The 25544-nt window shown below is 39.7% G+C and carries 20 protein-coding genes; 4 read left to right on the top strand and 16 right to left on the bottom strand.

What is annotated here, in order from left to right; translation table 11 throughout:
- Positions 1 to 99: 99 nt before the first annotated feature.
- Together H5125_RS05425 and H5125_RS05420 are read left to right on the top strand one after the other, a co-directional pair.
- Positions 100 to 594, top strand: coding sequence for a peptidylprolyl isomerase (locus H5125_RS05425; RefSeq protein ID WP_011638050.1), 495 nt, complete (start codon positions 100 to 102; stop codon positions 592 to 594).
- A 2-nt stretch (positions 595 to 596) separates the two neighbouring features.
- Positions 597 to 1322, top strand: a complete 726-nt coding sequence (locus H5125_RS05420) for a UDP-2,3-diacylglucosamine diphosphatase (protein ID WP_182743730.1) — start codon at positions 597 to 599, stop codon at positions 1320 to 1322.
- 65 nt (positions 1323 to 1387) lie between these two features.
- On the opposite strand, the gene miaE is transcribed toward H5125_RS05420, so the two are convergent.
- The gene (gene miaE / locus H5125_RS05415) at positions 1388 to 2155 is read right to left on the bottom strand and encodes a tRNA isopentenyl-2-thiomethyl-A-37 hydroxylase MiaE (RefSeq protein WP_182743729.1); all 768 of its coding nucleotides are present in this window, start codon (positions 2153 to 2155) and stop codon (positions 1388 to 1390) included.
- A gap of 359 nt (positions 2156 to 2514) precedes the next feature.
- Between miaE and H5125_RS05410 the strand changes: the two genes are divergently transcribed.
- Positions 2515 to 3111 (top strand): Yip1 family protein, encoded by a 597-nt coding sequence (locus H5125_RS05410; protein ID WP_011638064.1) that lies wholly within the window; start codon positions 2515 to 2517, stop codon positions 3109 to 3111.
- A gap of 90 nt (positions 3112 to 3201) precedes the next feature.
- Here H5125_RS05410 and glnS read toward each other — a convergent pair whose 3' ends face one another.
- The 15 genes from glnS to H5125_RS05335 all read right to left on the bottom strand — a co-directional run bounded on the left by glnS (position 3202) and on the right by H5125_RS05335 (position 23354).
- Positions 3202 to 4872 carry a glutamine--tRNA ligase gene (glnS, locus tag H5125_RS05405; protein ID WP_162022719.1) on the bottom strand — a complete coding sequence of 557 codons (1671 nt, stop codon included), beginning with the start codon at positions 4870 to 4872 and terminating at the stop codon, positions 3202 to 3204.
- Between the two features lie 159 nt (positions 4873 to 5031).
- Positions 5032 to 7344, bottom strand: coding sequence for a Fe(2+) transporter permease subunit FeoB (gene feoB, locus H5125_RS05400; protein WP_101087824.1), 2313 nt, complete (start codon positions 7342 to 7344; stop codon positions 5032 to 5034).
- Positions 7337 to 7576 carry a FeoA family protein gene (locus H5125_RS05395; protein WP_011638067.1) on the bottom strand — a complete coding sequence of 80 codons (240 nt, stop codon included), beginning with the start codon at positions 7574 to 7576 and terminating at the stop codon, positions 7337 to 7339. Before H5125_RS05395 ends, feoB begins: the two co-directional genes overlap by 8 nt.
- 199 nt (positions 7577 to 7775) lie before the next feature.
- On the bottom strand, positions 7776 to 8312 hold the full coding sequence (locus tag H5125_RS05390; protein WP_162022717.1) for a GNAT family N-acetyltransferase: 537 nt from the start codon (positions 8310 to 8312) through the stop codon (positions 7776 to 7778).
- 70 nt (positions 8313 to 8382) lie between these two features.
- On the bottom strand, positions 8383 to 8661 hold the full coding sequence (locus tag H5125_RS05385; protein WP_101087820.1) for a peptidylprolyl isomerase: 279 nt from the start codon (positions 8659 to 8661) through the stop codon (positions 8383 to 8385).
- Between the two features lie 95 nt (positions 8662 to 8756).
- Positions 8757 to 10586, bottom strand: a complete 1830-nt coding sequence (locus tag H5125_RS05380) for a DUF885 family protein (protein WP_182743728.1) — start codon at positions 10584 to 10586, stop codon at positions 8757 to 8759.
- Between the two features lie 790 nt (positions 10587 to 11376).
- Entirely contained in the window at positions 11377 to 12624 is a 1248-nt protein-coding gene (locus H5125_RS05375; protein ID WP_162022715.1) for a lipopolysaccharide assembly protein LapB, read from the bottom strand.
- Complete coding sequence (locus tag H5125_RS05370) at positions 12624 to 13244, bottom strand: energy transducer TonB (protein ID WP_101087814.1); 621 nt, start codon at positions 13242 to 13244, stop codon at positions 12624 to 12626. The genes H5125_RS05375 and H5125_RS05370 overlap by 1 nt, the downstream gene beginning before the upstream one ends.
- 1 nt (position 13245) lies before the next feature.
- Entirely contained in the window at positions 13246 to 13650 is a 405-nt protein-coding gene (locus H5125_RS05365; protein WP_011638073.1) for a biopolymer transporter ExbD, read from the bottom strand.
- Between the two features lie 13 nt (positions 13651 to 13663).
- Positions 13664 to 14191, bottom strand: a complete 528-nt coding sequence (locus tag H5125_RS05360; protein WP_011638074.1) for a MotA/TolQ/ExbB proton channel family protein — start codon at positions 14189 to 14191, stop codon at positions 13664 to 13666.
- Positions 14191 to 15546, bottom strand: coding sequence for a MotA/TolQ/ExbB proton channel family protein (locus H5125_RS05355; protein ID WP_101087812.1), 1356 nt, complete (start codon positions 15544 to 15546; stop codon positions 14191 to 14193). The genes H5125_RS05360 and H5125_RS05355 overlap by 1 nt, the downstream gene beginning before the upstream one ends.
- On the bottom strand, positions 15546 to 16328 hold the full coding sequence (locus H5125_RS05350; RefSeq protein ID WP_101087810.1) for a DUF3450 domain-containing protein: 783 nt from the start codon (positions 16326 to 16328) through the stop codon (positions 15546 to 15548). Before H5125_RS05350 ends, H5125_RS05355 begins: the two co-directional genes overlap by 1 nt.
- 384 nt (positions 16329 to 16712) lie before the next feature.
- Entirely contained in the window at positions 16713 to 17672 is a 960-nt protein-coding gene (locus H5125_RS05345; RefSeq protein ID WP_182743727.1) for a class I SAM-dependent methyltransferase, read from the bottom strand.
- Between the two features lie 101 nt (positions 17673 to 17773).
- Entirely contained in the window at positions 17774 to 20380 is a 2607-nt protein-coding gene (locus H5125_RS05340; protein ID WP_162022712.1) for a TonB-dependent receptor, read from the bottom strand.
- A 574-nt stretch (positions 20381 to 20954) separates the two neighbouring features.
- Positions 20955 to 23354 (bottom strand): DNA polymerase II, encoded by a 2400-nt coding sequence (locus H5125_RS05335; RefSeq protein ID WP_182743747.1) that lies wholly within the window; start codon positions 23352 to 23354, stop codon positions 20955 to 20957.
- A 114-nt stretch (positions 23355 to 23468) separates the two neighbouring features.
- On the opposite strand from H5125_RS05335, the gene dinG reads away from it, so the two are divergent.
- Positions 23469 to 25544 carry an ATP-dependent DNA helicase DinG gene (gene dinG, locus H5125_RS05330; protein WP_101087805.1) on the top strand — a complete coding sequence of 692 codons (2076 nt, stop codon included), beginning with the start codon at positions 23469 to 23471 and terminating at the stop codon, positions 25542 to 25544.

Raw genomic sequence — 25544 nt, 5'->3', positions numbered from 1 at the left:
CTGAGTTTAGCATGATGTCACCTGTTTTGAACACTGCACTTTATGCGGCAGTTAAGATAAGTTAGAATCGCGCAAATTATTATTTTCAAGTGAGACAACATGATTACTTTACATACCAATATGGGCGATATTACTTTACAGCTAAATGAAGAAAAAGCGCCAATTACCGCGGCTAACTTTATGCAGTATGTTGAAGATGGTTTTTTTGAAGGTACTATTTTTCACCGTGTTATTGACGGCTTTATGATCCAAGGTGGTGGTTTCACTGAAGATATGAGCCAAAAAAGTGTTAAAGCATCAATCAAAAATGAAGCCAACAATGGTTTATCTAACCGAAAAGGCACTGTTGCCATGGCACGTACTTCTGATCCGCATTCAGCGACAGCACAGTTTTTTGTTAACGTGAAAGACAATACTTTCCTTGATTTTAAATCAGAAACTTCACAGGGCTGGGGTTACTGTGTATTTGGTGAAGTGGTTGAAGGTTTAGACATTATTGAAACAATCAAAAATGTTGCCACTGGTAATAATGGTATGCATCAAGATGTACCATTAGAAGCCATTGTGATCAAAAGCGTTAGCGTTAAAGCGTAATTTTGAAGAAAACAATCTTCGTAGGCGATTTGCACTTAAGTGCAGATCGCCCAGATATTACACAAGCCTTCATCTATTTTCTAAGCCATGGTTTAGACAATACTGAAGCGCTTTATATCATCGGTGACCTATTCGAAGTTTGGATGGGTGATGATATTGCAGAACCCTTTACCATTGCCATTGCTGAAGCAATCAAAACAGTATCGAACTCAATACCTGTATATTTTATTCATGGTAATCGTGATTTTATGGTTGGCAAACAATTTTGCCTACGAGCAGGCATGAAAATATTACCTGAAGTCTATTGTATCAACTTGTACGGTGTTAATACTGTGATTTTACACGGTGATAGCCTTTGTACCCTTGATATTGCTTACCAGCGATTCAGGCGCTTTAGAAGTCTTGATATAGTGCGTTGGGTCTACTCTCACCTACCTAAAAAAACACGCTTAAACATTGCCGCAAAAATTCGTCAAAAAAGTGTTCAAGGTAATCAGCAAAAACATTATGAAATCATGGATGTTGAGTCAAGTGCGGTAACCGCGCTACTGGCTCGTACTGATTGTCAAAGAATGATCCATGGTCATACTCATCGCCCTGCTATACATCAACTCACTGCACAAGAACAACGTGTTGTGGTCGGTGATTGGTATACTCAAGGCAGCGTGCTAAACGTCAGCGAGAAAGGTTGCGAGTTAGTAACATTACCCTTTTCCGAAACAAACTAGGCTCACTAAACAGTATCAACGTTGATATCATCAGTGAGTCTTGGTTTATATCTCGCAATTGTTGGCTATTGTGGCGGTAAACCACTGTGAAAACGAAACTCGCTATCTTCTGTCAAAATTAATTCCATTTCTTTTTCGCGAAAATAATCAATGCGTTCACTGATATCTTCACCGGCAATATCCTCAGCAAGAGCCAAATAATCTTGAAAATGTCGCGCTTCTGATCGAAGTAATGAAGTATAAAACTTAGCGAGTTCATCATCTAAGTGCGGCGCAAGTTTGGCAAATCGTTCACATGACCGCGCTTCAATAAACGCGCCAATTATTAACTTATCAATTAACGTAAGTGGCTCATGAGTCCGCATATGAATAATTAACTGTTTGGCGTAACGACCGGCACGAATATTACTGTAATCAATGCCACGCGCCGTCATAATCTGTAAAACTTGTTCGAAGTGATGAAACTCTTCTTTAATCAAACGAACCATTTTACTCATTAAATCAGTGCTGTTAGTGAGGTTTTTATTGGCTATTAATTCACTAGTGATGTCGTTCTTTTTACTGTCGCGGGCTAAAAACTCGAGGGCATTACGGTCTTGTTGATAAACAAAATCTTCATAAGGCTTAGCCCAGGTCTTCAATAGATGTGAACTACTCTTGTCAATCGCATATTTGCGGATCATTAACATTGCAGTTTGCGCAGCTTTAAGCTCACAGTTGCAATGGTCAATCAGCAACGCGGTGAGTTGTTCAGGTTGTTTAGCTTGTTCGACCCAACGGTTTGGTGTCTCACAACCTAAAAAGTCGTAAATAGGGACAAGTAATTGCTGCATAAAATGGATAATCCTCTCAAAAATCTATGTTCATTTTACCTTTAGAGCGATCTTTTCTGAAACCAAAAACGTAATACAACTTGACGAAAGTCTATTTATGTTCAATAAATAAGCTGAGCATCTAATTTAACGATTTAATAACAGATGCCATCGATCACCTTAAATGATGATTCTAAATTGGGATAGAGTCATAACTTAACAACATAGATGTTGGCAATAGAACGATCTCAGTGTTATGCCAACACCATTCCCCTGTTGATAAGTAGATGTGGACTGATTAAGGCGATTGGTAAAAAGCTGTAGTCAGTTCGTCGTTGTTTGGCGAGCTAGGTCAAAAATGCTAAACAAGGATAACTATAATGGTATTGAATCACTTAATGGGACTTTACACTCATCCAAAAAAAGAGTGGCACACAATTGAAAAGAATCACGAAGCGCTAAAGAGCAGCTTGAGTCATGTATTGCTTATCGCACTGATCCCTGCAATTTGTGCTTATTTTGCAACCGCACACATTGGATGGCATCCCGGAGCTGGAGAACTTCTATTCCTAACCTCAAAAAGCGCACTATTCATGTCAGTTGGGATGTATTTCGGCTTAATTATTGGTGTTATGGCTCTCGCGTATTTAGCATATTGGATGGGCAAAACATTTGATGCGGATCCAACTTATACTCAAGCTCTCGAATTAGCGTCTTATACTGCAACCCCATTATTTATGGTTGGTTTGGCAGCACTCTACCCCGTGTTATGGTTCATTATGATCGTCGGCTTGATTGGCTTGTCTTATTCGGTTTACCTGCTGTATGCCGGTGTCCCTATTATTATGAATATCCCGGAAGAAAAGGGTTTCATTTACGCTAGCTCAGTGGTTACTGCGGGACTTGTGTTATTAGTTGCGCTGATGGCCAGTAGTGTTATTTTATGGAGCATTGGTTTTGGGCCAATGATGCAATAATTTATTGATTATTGATTATTGATTATTGATTATTGAAAAAATAAAACAAAAAAGGCGCATTCAGCGCCTTTTTGTTATTCATAATGCTGATTACGCAAAGGTATCTCTTAACGGTACCGTTAAGTTAAACACTAAATGTTCAGCGCTTGAATCTTTACTGTCTGCACAGAAATAACCTTCTCGCTCAAATTGAAACGCTTTCTCAGCCGGCGCATTGACTAAGCCAGGTTCAACGAGTCCCTTCACTACTGTGAGTGAATTGGGATTTAGCACTTCATCAACAGTTTCAAAAGCTGCAGGATTTTCACTGGTAAATAAACGATCATACAAGCGAAACTCAGCAGGTTTCGCTGTTGATGCTTCAACCCAATGAATCACCCCTTTAACTTTACGTCCATCTGCAGGGTTTTTACCTAATGTATCAGCATCGTAAGTACAATAGACGGTGGTAATATTACCATCTGCATCTTTGTCACAACGTTCAGCTTTGATGATATAGGCATTACGTAAACGGACTTCTTTACCTAAAACAAGTCGTTTAAAGTGCTTATTAGCTTCTTCTTTAAAATCTTCAACATCAATGAATAACTCACGTCCAAATGTCAGCTCACGAGTGCCCATGGCTTCATTGTTTGGATGAGCTGCAGCAATAATGGTTTCGGTTTCAGTATCTGAATAGTTCTCAATGATAACTTTTATCGGTCTTAACACGGCCATCGCACGAGGTGCATGTTCGTTTAATTCTTCACGAATACACGCATCTAACATGCCGACTTCAATTAAGTTTTCTTGCTTGGTAACACCAATACGTAAGCAGAACTCGCGAATAGAAGCTGATGTGTAACCACGACGACGTAACCCAGCGATAGTTGGCATACGGGGATCGTCCCAGCCATCAACCAGTTTGCGTGTGACTAAATCGTTTAGTTTACGCTTAGACATCAAGGTGTATTCAAGATTTAAGCGTGAAAACTCATATTGACGAGTGCGATTTGGTGCTTGGAAATCATTTAAATGATCTAATACCCAGTCATATAAACGACGGTTATCTTGAAACTCTAAAGTACAAATCGAATGAGTGATATTCTCAATAGCATCAGAGATACAATGAGTAAAATCGTACATTGGGTAAATGCACCACTTGTCGCCTGTTTGATGATGATGAGCAAATCGAATACGATAAATAATAGGATCGCGCATACACATGAAAGGTGATGCCATATCAATTTTGGCACGCAGTGCACACTCACCTTCTTTGAACTCACCTTTACGCATTTTCTCAAATAACGCGAGGTTTTCCTCAACACTGGTGTCACGGTATGGGCTGTTTTTACCTGGCTCTTTTAATGAACCTCGGTACTCTCTGGTTTGTTCGCCATTTAAGAAACAAACGTACGCCAACCCTTTGGTAATGAGCTCAACTGCATATTGATGTAGTTGATCAAAATAGTTTGATGAATAACGGATATCGCCAGACCATTCAAAGCCTAACCAACGCACGTCTTCCTGAATAGACTTAACATAATTGATGTCTTCTTTTTCAGGGTTTGTATCATCAAAACGTAAGTTACATTGACCTTGATAATCTTTTGCAATACCAAAATTTAAGCAAATAGATTTAGCATGGCCAATATGTAAATACCCGTTAGGTTCTGGTGGAAAACGTGTATGTACTTGGCTGTGCTTACCGCTTTTTAGGTCTTCGTCTATGATATTACGAATGAAGTTACTTGGACGTACTTCGGTGTCCACATGACTCATGGAATTCCTCTTGGCGCACAATGGCAATATGAATAAAAATAGATGATCCTACAGATCTTAAGTAGTTACAACTGCTAGCACTGAAAAAGTTAGCTTGTTAAAGCAAATAAACCCAGCAAAGCCGGGTTTATTGTTTAAATCAATCATCAATACGGTTAACTATTCCGTGACAATACGTATTCCAGGAATAATTTGTTGTGCTTTGCGACCTTTCTTATTCAACCAGAAATAAAACACAACCAAGGCCGCGGCAAAGAAACAGATCCAACCAGCAGACTGCACCGGATGCTGAGTAAATGTAGCCCCCTGATAAACCACCGTTGCAGAACCATAGGCTAATGAAAATGTCCAAATAGCAGCAAAACGGGCCCACTTAGCACCAAACTCATGTACCAAAGCTCCCATTGCTGCCACACAAGGCGTATAAAGCAAGATGAACAACAAGTATGAGAATGCGGCGATCTGGCTTTTAAAGCCTGTTTGAAGCGCACTGAAGGTAGAGGTATCAACAGATAACTCCATTGCTGCTTCATCTAAATCTGTGATACCTGCTATCGCAATTGATAATGGGTCACCAGGTTCAATACCTAATAAGTTTGTTGGAATTGTCGCTAAGCCGACTTTAACACTGTCCCAAATAGACAATAACTCTTCATCATCACCTGCTGAGGTGCTGTATAAACTGTTTAATGTACCGACTACGGCTTCTTTAGCAAAAATGCCGGTAATAATACCAACCGTTGCAGCCCAATTGTCTTGTTCTATTCCCATAGGAGAAAACAGCGGTGTGATTTGTTGGCTAGCAACACTGAGCAAAGACTCTTTACTGTCTTCATGACCGAAAGATCCATCTGTGCCAATAGCATTAACAAAGTTAAGCAGTGTCACCACAATAATGATGGTTTTACCGGCGCCCATAATAAAGCTTTTAGTTCGTTTAGTCGTACGAGACAACACAGCTTTAGACTTAGGCATTTCGTAGCTTGGCAATTCCATAACAACGGCACTGCTTGTGCCCGGCAATACCGTTTTGCGCAGTAGCAAACCGGTGCCAATAGCGGCAAAAATACCAATGATGTACAGTAAAAACACCAAATTCTGGCCTGATTGAGGGAAAAAGGCCGCTGCAAATAAGGCATAAACAGGCAATCGAGCACTACAAGACATGAAAGGCGCCATCATACCGGTAACGATACGTTCACGCTCACTGCCTAATGTTCTGGTTGCCATAATGGCAGGAACCGAACAACCAAAACCAACAATCATTGGCACAAAGGCTTTACCAGGTAAGCCAATACGGCGCATCAAGCCATCAACCACAAATGCTGCACGAGCCATGTATCCAGATGCTTCTAATACTGAAAGGGCCAGAAATAATGCAGCGACAACAGGAATAAACGTCGCGACAGTTTGGATGCCCTGTCCAACACCGCCAGCTAAAATAGTCACCAGCCAATCAGGCGCTCCAATTGATGACAACAAGGCGCCAAAATGGTCAACAAAAATAGCTCCTGCGGTAATATCGAAGAAATCGATAAAAGAATTACCCACGTTAATACTGAATAAAAACATTAGGTACATAACAAATAAGAAAATAGGAATACCCAACACCGGGTGTAACACTACTTTATCAAGCCTATCTGTGGCGCTTATGTGTTTACCTTGATTTACTGATGCTTCAAACACCTGTTGCACAAAATCGTATCGGGTTGTGGCGATCATAATATCGATGTCTTCGCCGGCTTGCTCTACTCGTAAAGTGCACTGTTTTACTGTGTCGTGTAATTGTACTTCACTTGTTCCACAGCCATCTCCATGGCTATTGGCTAAAATAGCAAGTGCCTGCCCACGGCTCAGCTCAGTAAGACCTTGGCTATCATTTTGCATCTGCAGTGCAGTTACACTTGCTTCAATATCAGTGTGGTACTGCAACATTAATGATTGTACAGAGTCACCTTTTTCCAACAGTGACATTAATTCAGCTTGTAGTTGTTCTACATCTGCTTGATTTCGTGAGCAAATTGCAACAACAGGACAACCTAAACGTACTGACATGTCATCAACATTAATGTTGATCCCCAGCTTTTTAGCTGCATCAATTTTATTAATAACAACAATAATCGGAATACCTAACTCACGTAATTGGGTGGTTAAATACAGATGACGTTCAACATTTGTGGCATCAACTAGGTTGATGATTGCATCGACTTGTTGATTAGAAAGATAAGCTTGAGCAATTTGTTCGTCTAATGAACAATCGCAGCTATTGCCTGCGGGAAGTAAATCGTAGATGCCAGGGAGATCGGTAAGAAAAATATCCGTCCCTGAATAATTTATCTTACCCGTTTTCTTTTCGACGGTAACACCCGACCAATTGCCAACCTGCTGGCTTGCACCAGTAAGTGCATTAAAAAGAGTCGATTTACCAGCATTGGGATTACCCACGGTGACACAATGAAATTGTTTAGTCATTTTTGAGCACTACCTCGATGATATCGGCTAAATCACAACGCATACATAATTTACTGCCACGTAAATCTAATTCAACACCCGAGCCCATAGGGGCTCTTCGTATAAAATGAAAACGAGTATTGGGTGTAATGCCCATGGATAACAATTTACGTTTAACAGTTTGCGGTAACGTTAATTGACCTATTTCAGAGATAATCGCCTGATCACCAGGCTTAAGTTCACTCAGCTTCATGTAACACTACCTTCAACAACATTAATAACGTTAAAAATTTTATCGGAACTAAACAAGTTAAACTCAAATCTAGATCAAAGTTTCACTTGTTAACGAGAATAGTTTTCAGTTGTATTACGTATTATGTGACAAATGCCCGTTAGAATATAGTGCGACAAAGATTTTATTTTGTTTTGAGGCTAAACGGACTAAAAATTGGTCACGTTCTCTGTGCGGTCAACAACCCCATGTAACAATCATCGGTCCATTTACCATCTATACAGTTATTCTGTTTTAGCACCCCTTCCAAAACAAACCCCACCTTCTCTAATACATTACGTGAAGCAATGTTTTCTTGAGCACAAAGGCCAATGTATTTATGCATACTGAATTGTAGAGCACCCCAATCAGTTACCGCGCGTAAGCTTTCACTAGCGAACCCTAATCCTTGCTGTTCTGGCGCAATGAGATAGCCTACTTCTGCCCGCCTTAGCTGTGCATCATCACATCTAAAACCAATAAGTCCCACGGCCTGACTATTATCAATTCGCTCAATAACAAGCGTTAACCAATCTCCTGACTCAAAAAGCCATACCGCTTTACGCTGCTCAAATTTAGCGACAATATCTGATTCAGATTCAATGTTTCTAATATGCTGATTAACACCTTTATCAAGATGTAAACGTAAAAAAAATGCCCAATCTCTACTGTGCAAATTTCGTAATTTCAGCCGATCACTATAAAGATTTATGTCCATATACCCTCTAGTTTTTTTCAATAAAAATGGCAGCCTAAGCTGCCATTATTTATCACGGACTCAATAATGACTAGCCGCGACTGGTCACTTCAAGTAAATGAAAACCAAATTGAGTTTTTACTGGGCCTTGAACAACATTTAATGGTGCACTAAATACCACTTCGTCAAATTCTTTAACCATCATGCCTGGTCCAAAAGAACCTAACTCGCCACCCTGCGCACCAGATGGGCAAGAAGAATTTGCCTTGGCTACGTCAGCAAAATCAGCACCAGCTTCGATCTGTTGCTTGAGTGATTCGCATTGTTCCTGAGTGCTTACGAGTAAGTGTCTAGCAGTTGCTTGTACCATAATTTGGCTCCTAAAATATAATATAAAATAAAAATGTAACACTAACATAATGACAGAACGATGACATACATAAGTCACCGTCATTTTTACGGCATTTATTTGGCTAGTTCAGCTTTTATCCAATCAGCAATTTTGTTTTCCATCACCGCCATTGGTAATGATCCTGACGTGAGTAATTGATCATGAAAACCTTTTAAATCAAATTTTTCACCCAAGGCCTTTTCTGCATCCGCTCGTAAGCGCAAAATAGTTAACTGACCGACTTTGTAAGATAGTGCTTGGCCTGGTATGGCCATGTAACGCTCCACTTCTGCAACAATATCAGACTCCGCCATTGGAGAATTGTCTTTCATGTATTGAATAGCTTGTTCACGACTCCAGCCTTTCGCATGAAGTCCTGTATCTACGACTAAGCGCATTGCTCTTAACATTTCATCAGATAACTTGCCGAAATACTGATATGGGTCGTTAAATACGCCCATCTCAATCCCTAAGTACTCTGCATACAACGCCCAACCTTCTTCAAATGCAGTGTAACCCTGGAAGCGCTGAAACTGTGGAACATCAGTTAACTCTTGCTTAATCGCAATCTGAAAATGATGACCGGGAGCAGCTTCGTGCAATGACAAGGTTGTCATACCCCATTTGGGTTGTGCTTTTAAGTTGTAAGTATTGATATAAAAAACACCTGGGCGTGAACCGTCAACTGCTGGAGATTCATACGATGCGCCAGCGGCAGATTTCTCACGAAAACTCTCTACAGGCTTAACAATATAATCAGCTTTGGGCATCACATTAAAATACTGAGGCAATACTTGATTTATATGTTCTTTAATCGTCATATAGCCATCAATTAAATCTTGTCGGTCAGTAAAAAAGTACTGCGGCTCTGAAGATAAAGAAGCAAAAAATGCAGTTAAATCACCTTTAAAACCAACTTGTTCTCTGACCTTGTCCATCTCAGATAGAATGCGTGCAACCTCAGAAAGACCAATTTGATGAATTTCATCCACTGACAAAGTTGTTGTTGTATGGCTATTAGCTAAATGTTGATACCAATCTTTACCATTTGGCAGTCCCCACCAACCATCTGAAGCACGAGAATTGGGTAAATATACATCTTTTACATAGTCTCGTAACTGAGTCAATGCAGGTAATAGTTCAGAATCAATAAGTTGCGAGTATTCAGTGGTTAATTGTGTTTTTTGCTCAACAGTAAAGCTTTCTGGCAGTAAATTAATTGGGGAATAAAACAAACTACTCTGTGCATCTGTAACAAGTTGAGCGTCTAACTGAGGAATAATCCGCTCGACAAGCACTCGAGGTAGTACAACTTTACTTGCTATACCTTCATCCATACGTTGCTGTGCAAGTTTAGTCCAGTTAATAAACCCACGTAAGCGGCCTAACCAATTTTGATAATCTTCAACAGTCTTAAATGGTTGAGCACTTTCACCACTGCCCAACTGGACCATAGTAAATACTGTGCTATAAAACTGATTAATAGGTAAGAAGTACTCTGGATAAGTTTCGCCAATAAGCTCCATATTACGATCATAAATAAACATGTCGTAACTCAACTTAAGTGATGCAGGAAGCTTATCAACATCAATCGTTTTAGCTTGACTAAAGTAACGGCTATTTAAATTATGACGAGCCTTTAAATACTCTTCAGTTAATGCTCCACCGAATTGGTCGTTATAGTCATTAACTCCCACAAAGGTGGCGTAAATCGGCTCAAGCTTTAATTGATCATTAAAAAAATTATCAACCATTGTCAAATACTGCTCTGAGGCAGATTGAGGCATAACGGCAGCACTAGGTTCGGCGGGGGTTTCAGGCGTAGATGAGACAGTAGTCGCTTCAGAACAACCTTGAGCGACCAATAATAAGGACACAGTCAATGCCAGCAATGTTTTATTCATTTTTATTATTCCTTAACACAATTTAACTCACGCCTTATTAGCGTGTCGATTTATCTCGATGTAACACACCTGAACTCAGGATAAAAAACAGTTATCAAACGCTCCTTGTCTGGCTAACTGTTTTATATCGACTTGCAATAGGCTAGCTATTGACGCGTCAATACGCCTTGTTAGCAAAACAAATGACCAGTTTGATATGACATAGGACAAATGTTGTCATTTTGCCTTACTTATCCAATCTCTTAACCCGAGTCGAGGTTAACTATTTAATCTCGATAAAAATATGATTTAGTTATTACGCTTAAAAAAACCAGGGTATGGGGATTTCATTACCACGTATGAGTATCCTAATTAGAAGTGAATTTATCTCACGCCCAATCACCACTACTCTACACCTGAGAATATTATTAGATAGCACAACATAAGCTCTCACTAACAATGCACGACCTTGTCTACTTAAGTGTATAAAATACACTTACAATCAGGCTTACTCGTTCTGGATAACGTATTTCTAATATGTAATATCGTTACTATATGCCATACATGACTAAGCAGACATCATCATTTCACTTATTGTATCTTTGCATGGCGGTACATGAAACTAAACTTCATCAAATACACACTATCTAACAATTTATTGATTTCGAATATCAGTCAATACGTTAATTGAACAAGATTCGAGCCATTAATACAGCAAAATTAATAGCCTAAATACAATAAGAATGATGAGAGCATTTTCATGAGAAAATAAAAAAGCCCCTAAAAAGGGGCTTTTTAAATCAAGCTTAGATTAAAGCGTTACGTTGTGAATCCGAGCTTTTTCTTTGATATAAGAAATATAGCTCTTAGCACTGCGTTCAGTCTTTTTATCATTAGCGGCAAGAACTGCACGGTTATAAGCAGACTTATACTTTTTAAGGCTCAAGTATGCTAAAGCTAGCTCAAATTGAGCTTCACCCGGGTTATCAATACCAGCATCAAGTGCTTTTTTAAGCACCGGAATAGCTTCATTGTATTTTTGTTCTAAAGCAAGAATACGACCTTGTTTTAAATACAGTTCACCCTTATTACTAACTGCAGCAGCTTTGCCATAATAGTAAGCAGCTTCTTTTAGCTCTTTAGCATTATGATAAAAACCAGCGAGTGTAGTTAAACTCTTCTCGCTTTCAACAACTAAACCAGACTTCATGTGCTTTTCAAAAATGGTAGCAGCTTTATAAGGCGAACCTTTTTGCGCTAACAATTGAGCCAAACGAGTAATATTACTGTCCGTCTCTAAAAAGCCATTTTTATATGCTAAATCATATGTTGCTAGTGATTTATCATAGTCTTCAGTCATCAAGTAAAACTGAGCTAACTGAACCCAGAGACGTTTATCGTCTTGGAACAAAGGAACCATAGTTTCTAACACTTTTACGGCTTCTTTGTACTTTTTCTGGTTGAAGAAAGCGGTTAACTTCATTTGATACAAGCCTTTATCAGGCGATTCAGCTAAAGTTAAACCTTTGTCAGCAACTTGCAGTACTTTATTCCAATCTTTTAACTCAGTGTAGGCAATACCAATTCGACGATACATTTGCGCATCAGCCTTACAGGTAAAATCCATCCACTTGTAATAATATGGAATCGCTTCTTTAAACTGTTTCTCTTGTAATAACAAATCAGCATACAAACGCATTGTTGCAGCATGATCTGTACCACCAAGAATGTCAGCATCAACAGCAGTCTTTAAATATTTGATTGCTGTCTTCATCTGACCTTTTTCAGCATAGAAGTTACCTAACATACGATCGACATACGCTTTGTCGAAATCGTTTTTAGCATTAGCCTCAAGCAAAATTGCAATCGCTTGGTCTAAATTCCCTTCGGTATATGCTTCAAAAGATTTTTGAACTTTTTTTGCAGCGCTTTCGCCAACAGCACGAGATTGGCGTTTGTCAATCTCACACTTTTCCGCAGCAACTACAGAGCTAGACAATAATGCACTTCCGCAGACTGAAAGTAATAACGCTGTAGCGATACTAGTAACTTTACGCATTATCTACCTCCCTTCTCTAGTGTGAAGTCCAGTTGTACTGTCATACCACTTTGTCTTAATGGCTTGCCATCGACAATCTTTGGTTTGTATTTCCATTTTTTCAATGCGCGAATCGCTTCACGATCGAATAAACGCTTAGGTTCAGCTTTGATAACAGAAACGTCATCAACACCACCTAGTTCGTTAATTGTAAAGGTAAGTTGAACCCAACCCTCTTTACCATCACGAGCAGCAGCAATTGGATACTGGGGCTCAATACGAACGATAGGGGTAGCATCACCATCACGGGTCATCATGTTACCAAGCTTGAAACCAGTACTTGGTCCACCAGATTCGATTCCACCCATATTGAACGCCATATTAGTGTCAATATTAGATGATGAATCAGGCGGAGTAGTATCCGGCTTCGGTGGCTGCTCCGGTGGTGGAGGTGGCTTAGGTGTAACCCTTGGTTTTTTCTGTGCCTTCGAATCCTGTTTATCCATCGTAATTTCAATAACAGGGGATTCCACTGAGTCGCCGTTGCGTTGTGCGCCGCCGCCGACCAGGAAAGCCATGAAAGCAAACAGCCCAAAAGTCACTGCAGCACCAATGATTATTGATACGAGTGCTCTTAGCATATTACTCATTCCCCGCTGATACTGAAATTTTATCGATACCTGCAGCTTTAACGTTATCAAGCACTTTAACGACTAAACCATGTAAAGCGTCTTTGTCTGCTTGAATCAGTACGGCTGCTTCAGGTGCTTCCGCCAACATACGTTCTACGTTTGCAGTTACACGTTCGATATCAACCTGACGGTTTTCCATCATAATGACACCAGTTTTACTGATACCAATAAAGATGTTCGCCGAAGGTTTAGACGTAGCCTGTGACGCTTTAGGCTTGTTATAGTCTAAGCCTGATGGCTTAACAAACGATGTTGTTACAATAAAGAAGATCAGCATGATAAACACGATGTCTAGCATCGGGGTCATATCAATTTGCGCTTCCTCTTCCATAGTGGAATGCTTCTTACGTGCCATGTTCAATCTCTCTCTAGTGGTGAGGCATGCTGTCTTTTAGCTTTTCTAAACTGATTCTCATTTTTGAGTCTAAACGTGTGCTAAAGAAAACACCCGATAGAGCTGCAACCATTCCTGCCATTGTCGGCATTGTGGCCATAGAGATACCAGCGGCCATTAAACGAGCATTACTCGTCCCCTGAACTGCCATCACATCGAATACTGAAATCATACCGGTTACAGTACCTAATAGACCAATCATTGGACAAATGGCTACTAGGGTTTTGATTAACAGCATACGTGCATTCAAATCTTGCTTCGCTTGGGATACCCAAGCTTCACGGATACGGTGAGCATGCCAAGAAGTTGTTTCTTCTCTTGCTTCCCATGAGGCGATAACGGCTTGATGTTGTTTTGGAGATATCCAATTTAGATACCAATAACGTTCAAGCATTAACACCCACATTAGGAATAGCACTGCTGCAACCAGCCAGAGGACATCGCCTCCGGAGGCCATGAAGCCCCTGACGGAATCCCATACGTCCATCAGGATTAGCATCATTAGTCAGCCCTCTTCTCAGCATGTTCTGCAATGATACCGGCACTTTGTTCTTCAAGAACTTGAACAATAGACTTACTACGAGCAACTACGATTGCATGTAATAACATTAGAGGCAATGCAGCGATAAGACCTTGAACAGTCGTAATAAGCGCCATAGAAATACCGCCAGCCATCAATTTAGGGTCACCAGTACCGAATAATTGAATAGATTGGAAGGTTGCGATCATACCGGTAACCGTACCCAGTAGACCCATCATAGGAGCGATAGCTGCAATAACTTTGATGATTGAAATACGAGCTTCTAGAGCTGGTGTTTCTTTTAAGATAGCTTCATCAAGTTTTAGCTCAAGCGTTTCAACATCAACATCTTTATTTGACTGGTATACTTTTAGAATACGACCTAAAGCGTTGTTACCAGGGTTTTCGATGTTTTTACGTTGGCTATTAACTTTAGTACCAATGATAGTCAGAGTCACTAAACGCTCAACCGCAATCAACATACCTAATGCTAACAATGCAAGAATGATGTAACCAATCGTTCCACCGGCTTCTAAACGATCTTCTAAACTAGCTTTGTTAGTAAAGATGTTTAGTAACACGCCACGAGCTGGATCGATATAGAAAGGAGCAACACCTGAAGTAGTATTTTCCCACGTATCAACGGCACTAACCTGGTAGCCTTCTGGTTGCTGTGATAATTGTTGAATTAAACCAAGTTCAGGTTTGTAAACAACATATTTACCTTCAGCAGTTAAGTTGAAAGGACCTACACGGTGAATTGCAGTATTTACTACATTGCCATCGATAGCAGTAACATCACCATCAAATTTAACAACTTTACCTGACTCAACCATTTCAAATAACTGTGCTTCCCAAAATTGTTCTAACTCTTCAATTTTAGGCAGTGATTTACGTGCACCCAATTCAGCAATAAAGGTGTCACGACCAGGAAACTGAGCACTGATGTTAGACGCAGCTAACTTACCAGCGAAATCACCGGCTTCACCTTTAACAACACCAAACATTTCACCCAAGTCACCTTGAGCAGTTTTTAAGTCTTCTTCTAACTGAGCAATTTTACGCTCGTTGTCCAAGAATGCTTGGTTCAAATCTTTGCCACGTTGCTTTTCAGCAGACAGGGCATTTTTTTCACGCTTAAGTAATTCAGCTTTATCGCCACGTTCCGCTTGAAACTCTCTTTCACGCTTAGCGTTTGTCTTACCTTCGTTAGCTCGGTCGGCTTTAACTTGCTGTAACAGTTGACCGATAGTTTTTGGTGCATCTGCAGCAGAAACCATACCAGCTGTTAAAGAGAAAGTTGCAGCTACTAGCACTGATGTAATTAACTTCTTCATTATTGTGCAGTCTCCGCAGCAGGAATTGGTAATGCGAATAGGTCTAGAGCGCCTTGCTTACGAGCAATGCGGATACCTTTAGTAATATCACGTAGGTAGCTATCGTCTAACTTATTCCAAGACTTCGCATCTGCGTCGTACATCCATGCTATTTTCTGATCCAAGCTCTGTGCATAAAGTGCAACGCGGCCTAAATTGAAGAAATCAACTAGCACTTCTTTACCGTCTAGATCTAACTTACCGGTATGAACTGCTACAAAGCTACCATACTCACGCTCAATGCTATAAGCATCAAGGATTAGACGGTATTTTTCTGCCAATGTAACTTCAGCAGTATCAAGGATATCTTTTAAATTCTTAACACGATTCTGACGAGTCTCAATGTTAAATGGTAAATCTAAATTTACGAACTGCTCTAAAGCGTCAACCATTTTAAACATTAATGGCACAACACCCTGACGAAGTTTATCCACGCCGTTGATATCAGTTTGAATTAAATCAAGTGAATTTTGTTGATCAGCTACCAAGCCTGCAACGTAATCATTATATGCTTTCAATGACTCACGCTCATCAGCTACGCTGCCATACTCAAAAAGCATGTCTTGTGCTTGGTCAAAATATTTGTCGACTTTCTGTTGTGACGCAGCTGAAGCAGCATTAAGGCTGCTATCTGCTTTTTGAACGTCAGCTAGAGGATCTGCAACAACGAAGTTGCTACCAGCTAAAGCCAGAGCGCCAACAAGTGCAGTAGCGATTTTTGTTCTATTGCTTACCTTGGACATAGTTCCCAACCAATTTGAAGTGAATTAAAAAGTTCAACTTTGCAAAATAACGATGATCTAAAATTGTTAATCAATGTTACTTCAACTAAGCACGTCTTTTTCTTGTGATTGTTAGTTTTTCTTCCCTTTTCTACACCTATTAAAGCGTAGACCCGTTGGCATCATTTCACAAAATGTTGACCTATGTCAACATTTGCAAAGTTTAAAAACTTGTGGAAAGAGCTGTTAGAGGCGTTAATGTTGTCGAAAGGTTAATAAATAAACGTCTTCAACATAAATGTGTCGTAATTTAATGCTAAGAGAAAAATATTACTTGTTTTTATTCAATTAGTTATAAAACGCTGTCAATTCAATAATACAATGTATTTAGCCTTTTCCTCATTACTAAATAAATTTTGAACCATGTAAATACCAGCCTAAGACTTCATTTTGTTCATTATTTAATACTTTGAGTTCATTTAATATCATATTATTTTGGTGAAATTTAGCTATAAATGTTGCCAATTTAGTTTCATCAAATGAAGCGTTCACTAACTCAGCTAACCGTAGTCTTAACGTATCCATTTGTATTGTAATAAATTCAATAAATTCTAACTTTTTTGCAACAGGCCAAAATAATCCAGCTTTGAAAAACTGAGCCACGAAACGCATTAAATCACAATCCTGAGCGGCCGACTCATCAAACATGACTAATAATTTAATCAAGTGATTGATTTCTGCTCTAATTTGCTCACATTGAAGGTCTTTCTTAATTCGCTCAACATCTTCTTGATTGCTGATATTGCCCATGGCATTTGCCATTTTAGCTAAACAATTAATTAATAAATTGACTTCTGCTTTATCAATTAACGTCAAAATCCTTCTATTACGGTTAAGGATCATTGAACGATTATGATGACAAACAATAACAAATTGTCCATCGTCCTTTAATACTCTAGCCGCTTCTTCAAGTGACTGCTCGACATTTGAATACTCAAAACCAAATTGAGATATATAAAGGTCAACGGAGTTGGGTTCAAAAGGAAGTTGTTCGCAGCGAGTATTAGACATTAAGGCTATGTCTATATTTTGATTGTTGTTACTTACTGAGTTGGCTAAAGTAACCTCTGCTAAATCAACACCAATAACCTTACCCGTTAGCTCACCTTTTGATAACCCATCTCGTAATAACAGCGGTAACGAACCATTACCCGTGCCAACATCAACTACCAAAAAGCCTTCTGTAAGAGCGCTAAATACCGGCTCCCATACACTTTTTAATACACCTTCGTAATTACCTGATAATGCCTCACCGAATGAAGTTGTGTGTCCTTGCTGCCAATATTCACTCCAGTGACTATTCATTTACACTCCCCTCTTAACCACAACATATTGCTACATAATATACCAAGTAAAAAGGCTCCCGAGGGAGCCTTTCTTATATCTAATTAATAACTAATCAGAATTTAGAACTTAAGTGTATAACTTGCACGATATTCACGACCGTAGTTGTTATACAACTCTGGATTCGTATAGTCACCAGAAGATGTTAACACTGGGTCTTCATCTGTCAAATTGTTAATGCCTAGTAATATTGAACCGAAATCACCTGCATCATAAACATAACTTAAGTTATGAATTAACCAAGAATCTAAATTACCAGTTTCTTTGTCTTCATATGTAGAGTCAGTGTAGTTCATGTTCCAAGAAAGTGAGTGGTCTGAAACACGATAAGTTGTTGTTAGGACTGATTTCAATTCAGGTTGACCATTCCAACCTGAAGTATCAACACCATTTCCACCACCTTCAACTTCTTCAATATAATCCAATACGAAACTGTTATTCCAGTTTATACCAAAATCACCAATTGAAGTTTCAAACTTAGCGTTTAAAGCAACGTCAATACCAGTAATTTCAAGTTTATCACCGTTACCATAGCCGGTACCTACTTCGTACGCTTGACCTAAAGAACCACCAGTACCAGGAGCACGCTTGACATAGAAAGTATTCGAAGTGGCTAAGCTGCCAGAAGCAATACCTTCCATTACGTTGCTAATAGTCCTACGAGAAATTACATTGTCAATGTTTAAGTTAAAGTAATCAACTTTAACACCGAAATCATCAGTAATATCCCATGCAACACCAAAGTTAAGATACTCGGAAGTTTCTGGACCTAAATCTTTGTTAGCAGTGATATATGTATCATATTGAGTTTCTAAACAGCTAACTTCATCAATTCCATTTGATGCACAGTAAGCATAGTCAGTACCATCGTCGGCACTAAATGTTGTTGCTGCGTATAACTGGTCTAAAGAAGGTGCGCGGAATGCTTCTGAGTATGATGCACGTACTACTACGTTCTCAAGTGCTTGCCAGCGAATAGAAGCTTTTGGCGCTACGTTGTCACCAAAATCACTGTAATCATCGTAACGAGCCGCAAGGTTTAATTCAATGTCATCTGTTAACGGTAAAACCGCTTCATAGAACATTGCCCATACTTGACGATCACCAGCTGCAGAGTTACCGGCACTACCACCAACTAAACCAGCTTCTGATTGTGCGTCATACACTTCGCTAAACTGTTGGTCGAAATATTCCATACCTACGTAATGCGCAACTGCACCACCTGGTAATTCGAATGCATCAAAACCAATACCTGCACTATATTGATCAAATGTTGCACGACCTTGAGTTAAGGTTGTGGCTTTCATGTTATTGATACCGGCTTCAGAGCCTAAATCAATACCATTTGCTTGGTTATAAGCAAGACCAGAATAGCTTAGGTAGTACTCACCGATAGACTTGTTATCGGCGATATTGTGATGGTAGTAAACTTCCCACTCAGCATCGTTCAGCGCGCTAATATTACCGCGTAAACCAGTTAAGTAATCTTGGTTGTAGTCATCAACGTTGCCGTCACGGGTACCAATACCAACCCAACGCATAAAGCCTGTCGCGCCATCTTCACCATATGGATTATGTGGGTTGTCCGCGCTCATATTTGACCAAGCAGCAGCAGGAGGTGCATAACGACCGAATGAATTGTTTTGTGTAATCATTGTACGGCCAAACCATACTAAATCTTCAGCAATTTCATAGTTAGCGTCAACATAGACAGTATTTCGATCTACTGAAGCTTTGTTGTATGAAACGTTAGCATATGCATAACCACAATATGTATGCCCTGCACCAGATACGTTATCAGCTTTGATTGTTTGAAAAACATCTGATCCATATTCAGCTTCTAAATCATCACACAACAATGATGCCATTTTTGTTGTTTTGTCTGGGCTACGAATTGTTGCGCCATATTGACTCCAACCAATAGCCTCTTCGAACTGGATCTCGCCATCACCATTTTGGTCATTTAAACTAGCTGCAGTATAATCTCTATCTGCATCAGAAATACCTTTGCGGTCTTGGTGGTCAAATGCGAAGGTGATGTTACCTTTGTCCATTTGATAACCAGCGACAACCGAGAATTCTTTACTTGTTAAACCGCCATCACGGTCGCGAGAACCACCACCAACGTTAAATTGAATACCTTGATAGTTCTTCTTCATGATGATGTTAACAACACCAGCAATTGCATCAGAACCATAAGTAGAAGATGCGCCGTCAGTAAGAATGTCGATACGTTCTACTGCAGCCATAGGAATAGCGTTCAAGTTAGCAGATGCACCACCTAGTGTTGGTGAACCTGGGAAACGCTTACCATCAATAAGTACTAAAGTTCGGCTTGAGCCTGCACCACGTAAATTGATAGTCGCTTGAGATTGTGCAGAACTACCTGAACGCTCAGAGAATGAACCAAAAGAGTTCAAGTTACTGTTACGAAGTGCGTCAGCAACTGTAAAGTTACCTTCCATCTTCATGTCTTCAGTAGTAATAGTCGTAACAGGTGAAGCGCCTTCAAGGTCAGAACGCTTAATACGCGAACCAGTAACCTCAATACGTTCTACTTTTGCGCCATCTTCATCAGCAGCAAAAACTGCTGGCGAAGCAAATGCAGCTGCTGCTGCACCACTGATCAGTGCTAAACGCACCGACTTAGCTAATACGTTCTTATGCATTGTCTATCTCCCTGGACTTTTTTATGTCTTTCTTATAATGCTAACAACCTTTTTAGGTGTTAGTTCAATGAGGGGATGCAACAAAAAACAATCACAACCTCTCAACTACAGGTGCAATAAAATCACATTTGAAACAACTAATCAACATTTGAAGTGTCGTAAGCGCAAAAGTTAATCAAATGTAACAACTTTAACTGTTAAGAAATATGAACAGGAAAAATTTTTTAACTTTATAAACAATAAGTTAAAGTTGTTTAGTTATTGTCGAAATAACATACCAAGTCCAAAGCAAAAAAATTAACCTATTGTTTTAAATAACTATTAATCTGATTAGGGTACATTTTTACTACTTCTGGTAAACATAAAAATGTTAAGTGTTAATAAATAAGGCTATGTAAGTAATTGCTTAACATTAATCGTCTAGATAAATCTTCGTAGATTGGGTTTGCGAGGTTTGTGCGTCATCAAATAATGCTTGATTGCCTTTACTGAATTAAGAACGTAAGGACACGAAGAAAAACAAGCAATGTTAATTAACATTGAAAACATAAGATTGGGGTGTTGGTAAGTTAACTTATAGCAATAGAAGTTGATTATTCACCAGTGAGTCAAAGCTATGGCCACACAGTTGTAGAATGGGCTCCGCGATAGGTTGAATTTGTTTACAAATATAGTATTCATAATCAATATTTTGTGGTTTTGCTTCTATGGCTTGTGCACCAGTGAGTGTCATTATATATCGAATCTGTTGTCCTTTTCGGGTAACACTTACGTCACCGAGTAGTTCGGCAAGCTGTTTTGCGGCTTTAACATGGGGTGACGACTTTGCGGTATAATCTTCAACATTGCGTCTTAATCGCTTTTTAAAAATAAGTTCATTGTCTCGAGCACCGCACTTAATTGCCGCCAGCTCGTTACTCAAATAATCAATAACATCCTCGCCCTTGAAAAACAATTCATATAAATGGTACTGCATCCTTCTTGCAATAGGGCTCCAGTCACTCCTCACCTGCTCCATACCTTTAAAGGTTAGAGTTAATTGTTGCTGATCATTTGACACCGCGCCGACATAACGCTTTTTACTGCCTTCATCCGAACCCCTTAAGGTAGGCATAATAAATTGTTCAAAGTGGGTTTCAAACTCCAGCTCAAGATAACTGTCTAATTGATATTCTTCTGCGCACCATGCAAGCCAACGTTCGGTTATTGATACTGATAGGTGTTTACCAACCGCTTGAATATCTTTAATCCCATGATTATCTCCTAACCAGACAAAGGTAGAATCGGTGTCACCATAAATCACTTGATAACCGCACTCTTCTATCCATTGCTTAGTGAGTTTCATAATTTGATGACCGCGCATGGTAATCGAACTGGCTAACTTAGCATCATGAAATACACAACCTCGAGAGCCTAATACGCCATACAATGAGTTCATAATAATTTTTATCGCTTGCGATAACGGCGCATTTTTATCTCGTTTGGCCAGTTCTCTTTGCTCTGCAAGGCTGGCAACTAATGCAGGTAGAATAGGCGATTGCCGACTAAATTGAGCACCTAAATATCCAGCCACTGTCGTTGCATCACCTTTTACTTCACTCGCGTAGAGTCCTTCAACTAAGCCTTTAGGATCGATAAGAAATGTCCTAATAATCGACGGATATAGACTTTTAAAATCTAATACTAAAACATCTTTATAATAACCCGGTATAGAGGACATAACATATCCGCCTGGGCTTTCTAAACCTTGGCTCGCGGGTTGTGCGGGGGCGACAAAGCCACTTCGATGTAAGTGAGGTAAATACAAATGATAAAATGCCGCAATCGATGCACCCACGCGGCCGAACTCCAAGCCCGTTAACTTGGCGCGTTCAAGAGCAAAATCTAACAACTGTGTTTTTTCAAAAATATCCCACACTAGTCGGCAGTCGGTAATATTATAAAAAGCCAATGCATTTTTATCTTGTTCAAATAAATGAGTAATTTCTTGGCCACGATTTTCAACATGATCAATGGCTTTACCTTCGGCTAATAACTGCCTCGATACCGATTCTAACGAAAAACTATCAAACTGATAAAACGCCGCTTTAAGCCAATCAATACCATCCAAAACCACACGCCCAGGTAAAGATAATGTTTCCGGCCGATATTTGTCAGCCACTTTCCAGCTCAGTTCGCTATTACCTCTACCAATTAATAATGGAATTTGATGTAAAACACAGCGTTTGAACAACAAGGCTAAATCAAAGGTCACTACTGCCCAGCCAATAATAATATCGGGGTCATAGTCGCTAAACCACGCTATTAAATGATGTATCAGTTCAATCTCATTTTTTACCCAAACAATGAAGTCATGACATTCTGCTTGCGGTTCGCCCACCATATACACACATTGATAATTGGCACCATATAAACCAACCGAATAAAGTTCACCCGTAAAACTGCACTCAAAATCCAGTGAAACCATCTTCAAAGAGATATCAACAAGTTCGTTGGCGGGCATTTTTCTAGCCCGATTAATCGATAACAAAGGAATCGTTGAAGTTGAATTACTCGGTTGATAATGTCCTGAACACTCAATATCTAAGGCAATAAATCGTTCTATAAGGTAGCGTTGCTCAGACCTAATATCGGCTTCAAATAAAGTAATACCGCTATCATTAGCTATGCGACTGAGTAATTTCAATTGGGTATTTGATTTAAGATACAAGGCACTGATAGGTTCATGTGCAAAGCTCATCAATGATATCGACTCAGCCTTAAGGGCAAAGCCGACTTTTTGACTTAATTGATTAACATCTTGCTGACGGCAGAAACAGATCACTTCACTGTGATACAGCTCTGCTAATACAGGTCCTTGAGCGGTTTTAATATAATATTGAAGCACTAATTGTCCATGCCGATAAATAGCATGACGAGTTAATACTCGTCCCTTCACATGATTATTGGTCGTTAGATTATCTGTCGGCGTCACAACGGGTTTGAATTCCGGCACAAGTTTACTCAATTTGATTTATTACTTCGTGGCATGCTAATTCACTGTTATTATGTACAGCATAATTCAGTCTATGTAGAAATCATACTTCCTATGCTACCGGATAACATAAAAAGTCAAATTCGCACCATTTATAAAGAAATTGCCGCATCTATGCCGCAATTTCGTTCTCGTCGCGAACAAAACTATATGGTAGCGGAAATATCAAAAACCTTAGCAGGCGAGTATGACAAAGACCGTCGTATCATTGTGGTTGAAGCGGGTACCGGCATTGGTAAATCTTTGTCTTATATCTTAGGGGCAATCCCTTTAGCCATCTCGAGTAAAAAGAAAGTCTGTATTGCCACCGCAACCGTGGCACTTCAAGAACAATTACTCCACAAAGATCTACCTCATTTTTTACAACAGTCTGGTATTGATTTTAAATTTGGTTTGGTAAAAGGTCGTCAGCGTTACGTATGTTTAGCCAAACTTGAAGCCATGATAGGGGCACAAGACAGCTCACAAATAGCCATATGGCAAACTAAACCCGACCAAAGTCAAATTAACGAATTACAAAAATTGCATCAAGATTTTCATCAAAAACGCTGGAATGGTGAAATTGATACTTTAAAACACCCTATTCCTGATTTCTTGTGGCAACAAATTTGCTGTGATAAACACAGCTGTCATCGTCAAGTATCGGCACACCATAATTGCCCGTTTCATAAAGCTCGTGAAGATGTGGACACTTGGGATGTACTCATTGTTAACCACAGTCTGTTATTTGCCGATTTAGAACTTGGCGGCGGCGTCATTTTACCAGAACCAGAAGACATGTTTTATGTTATCGACGAAGCTCATCACTTACCGATAGTTGCCAGAGATTTCTCCAGTGCTCAAGCCACACTTCGAGGAGCATGTGATTGGTTAGAAAAAGCATCGAAAACCTGTTCTAAGTTACAAAATCAACTCAAAACCACTCATATTATTGCCCCTGTACAGGCCATGCTTGACCACACCACAGAGTTAACCAATTTACTGACCCAGGTTGCTCACTTTTGTGATACCCAACCACAGTTATTCGCTAACCCTGAATCCAGGCTTCGTTTTGAACATGGCCAATTACCACAATCGTTATTAATACAGGCAGAAAATCTGGCCACTGCATCAGGTTCCGCGGTAAAGCAATTTAATAAAGTGGTATCAGTGTTAAATGAAGCAATAAAAGATGGTGAAGTGCCTAAACATCAGTCGGAAGGGTTGTTATCAGAAACAGGTTTTATTTTACAGCGGCTAGATAACTTACATAAGTTATGGAAGATGATGGCCAAAGAAGACAGTAAAAAAGGCGCACCAATGGCGCGTTGGGCTGAATTAATTACCGGTAAACAACAAGATTATTTATTTTGCTCATCGCCTATAGAAGTTGGCTTTATGCTTGAATCTATGTTGTGGCAAAAAGCCGCTGGCGTGGTGTTGTGCAGTGCAACGCTTCGAGCCTTAAACAGCTTCAACCATTTTGCTCATCAAGTAGGCCTGTCAATGAATGATGGCAGCCGATTTTTAGCATTATTATCCCCTTTCGATTACGAAAATAATGCGACTTTATTTATACCTCAAATGGTTTGCGAACCTACGGACGAAAATTACACCACCGAACTTGCACAACATATTGTGACACTTATCGATGGCGAAATGGCCACATTAGTGCTGTTTGCATCCTATTGGCAAATGGATAAAGTGGTTGAGCTCGTCGAAGGTAAAATCCCCAAAGACCAGCTTTTTGTTCAAGGCGCTATTCCACGTCAACAAATATTAGAACAGCACAAAAAACGCTGTGATGAAGGTCTACCCAGTGTCATTTTCGGTACTGGCAGCTTTTCTGAAGGCCTCGATTTACCGGGCGATTACTTAACAAACTTAATCATTACCAAACTTCCGTTTGCGGTCCCGACCTCACCAGTAGAACAAGCTCACGCGGAATACTTAAAAGTAAAAGGCGGTAATCCATTTTTACAGCTGACAATTCCTGATGCTTCACGTAAATTAGTCCAAAGTTGTGGCCGACTGTTACGAAAAGAGCAAGATTATGGCCGAGTGACCATTTTAGACCGTCGTTTGGTCACTAAACGTTATGGCAAATCATTAATTGATGCCCTTCCTCCTTTTAGACGTGTTATTGAATAG

This window comes from Shewanella sp. SR44-4 (assembly GCF_014163715.1).
Taxonomy (GTDB): domain Bacteria; phylum Pseudomonadota; class Gammaproteobacteria; order Enterobacterales; family Shewanellaceae; genus Shewanella.
Note: the sequence above shows the minus strand (reverse complement) of the source record. Positions and strands in the feature narration are given on the sequence as shown.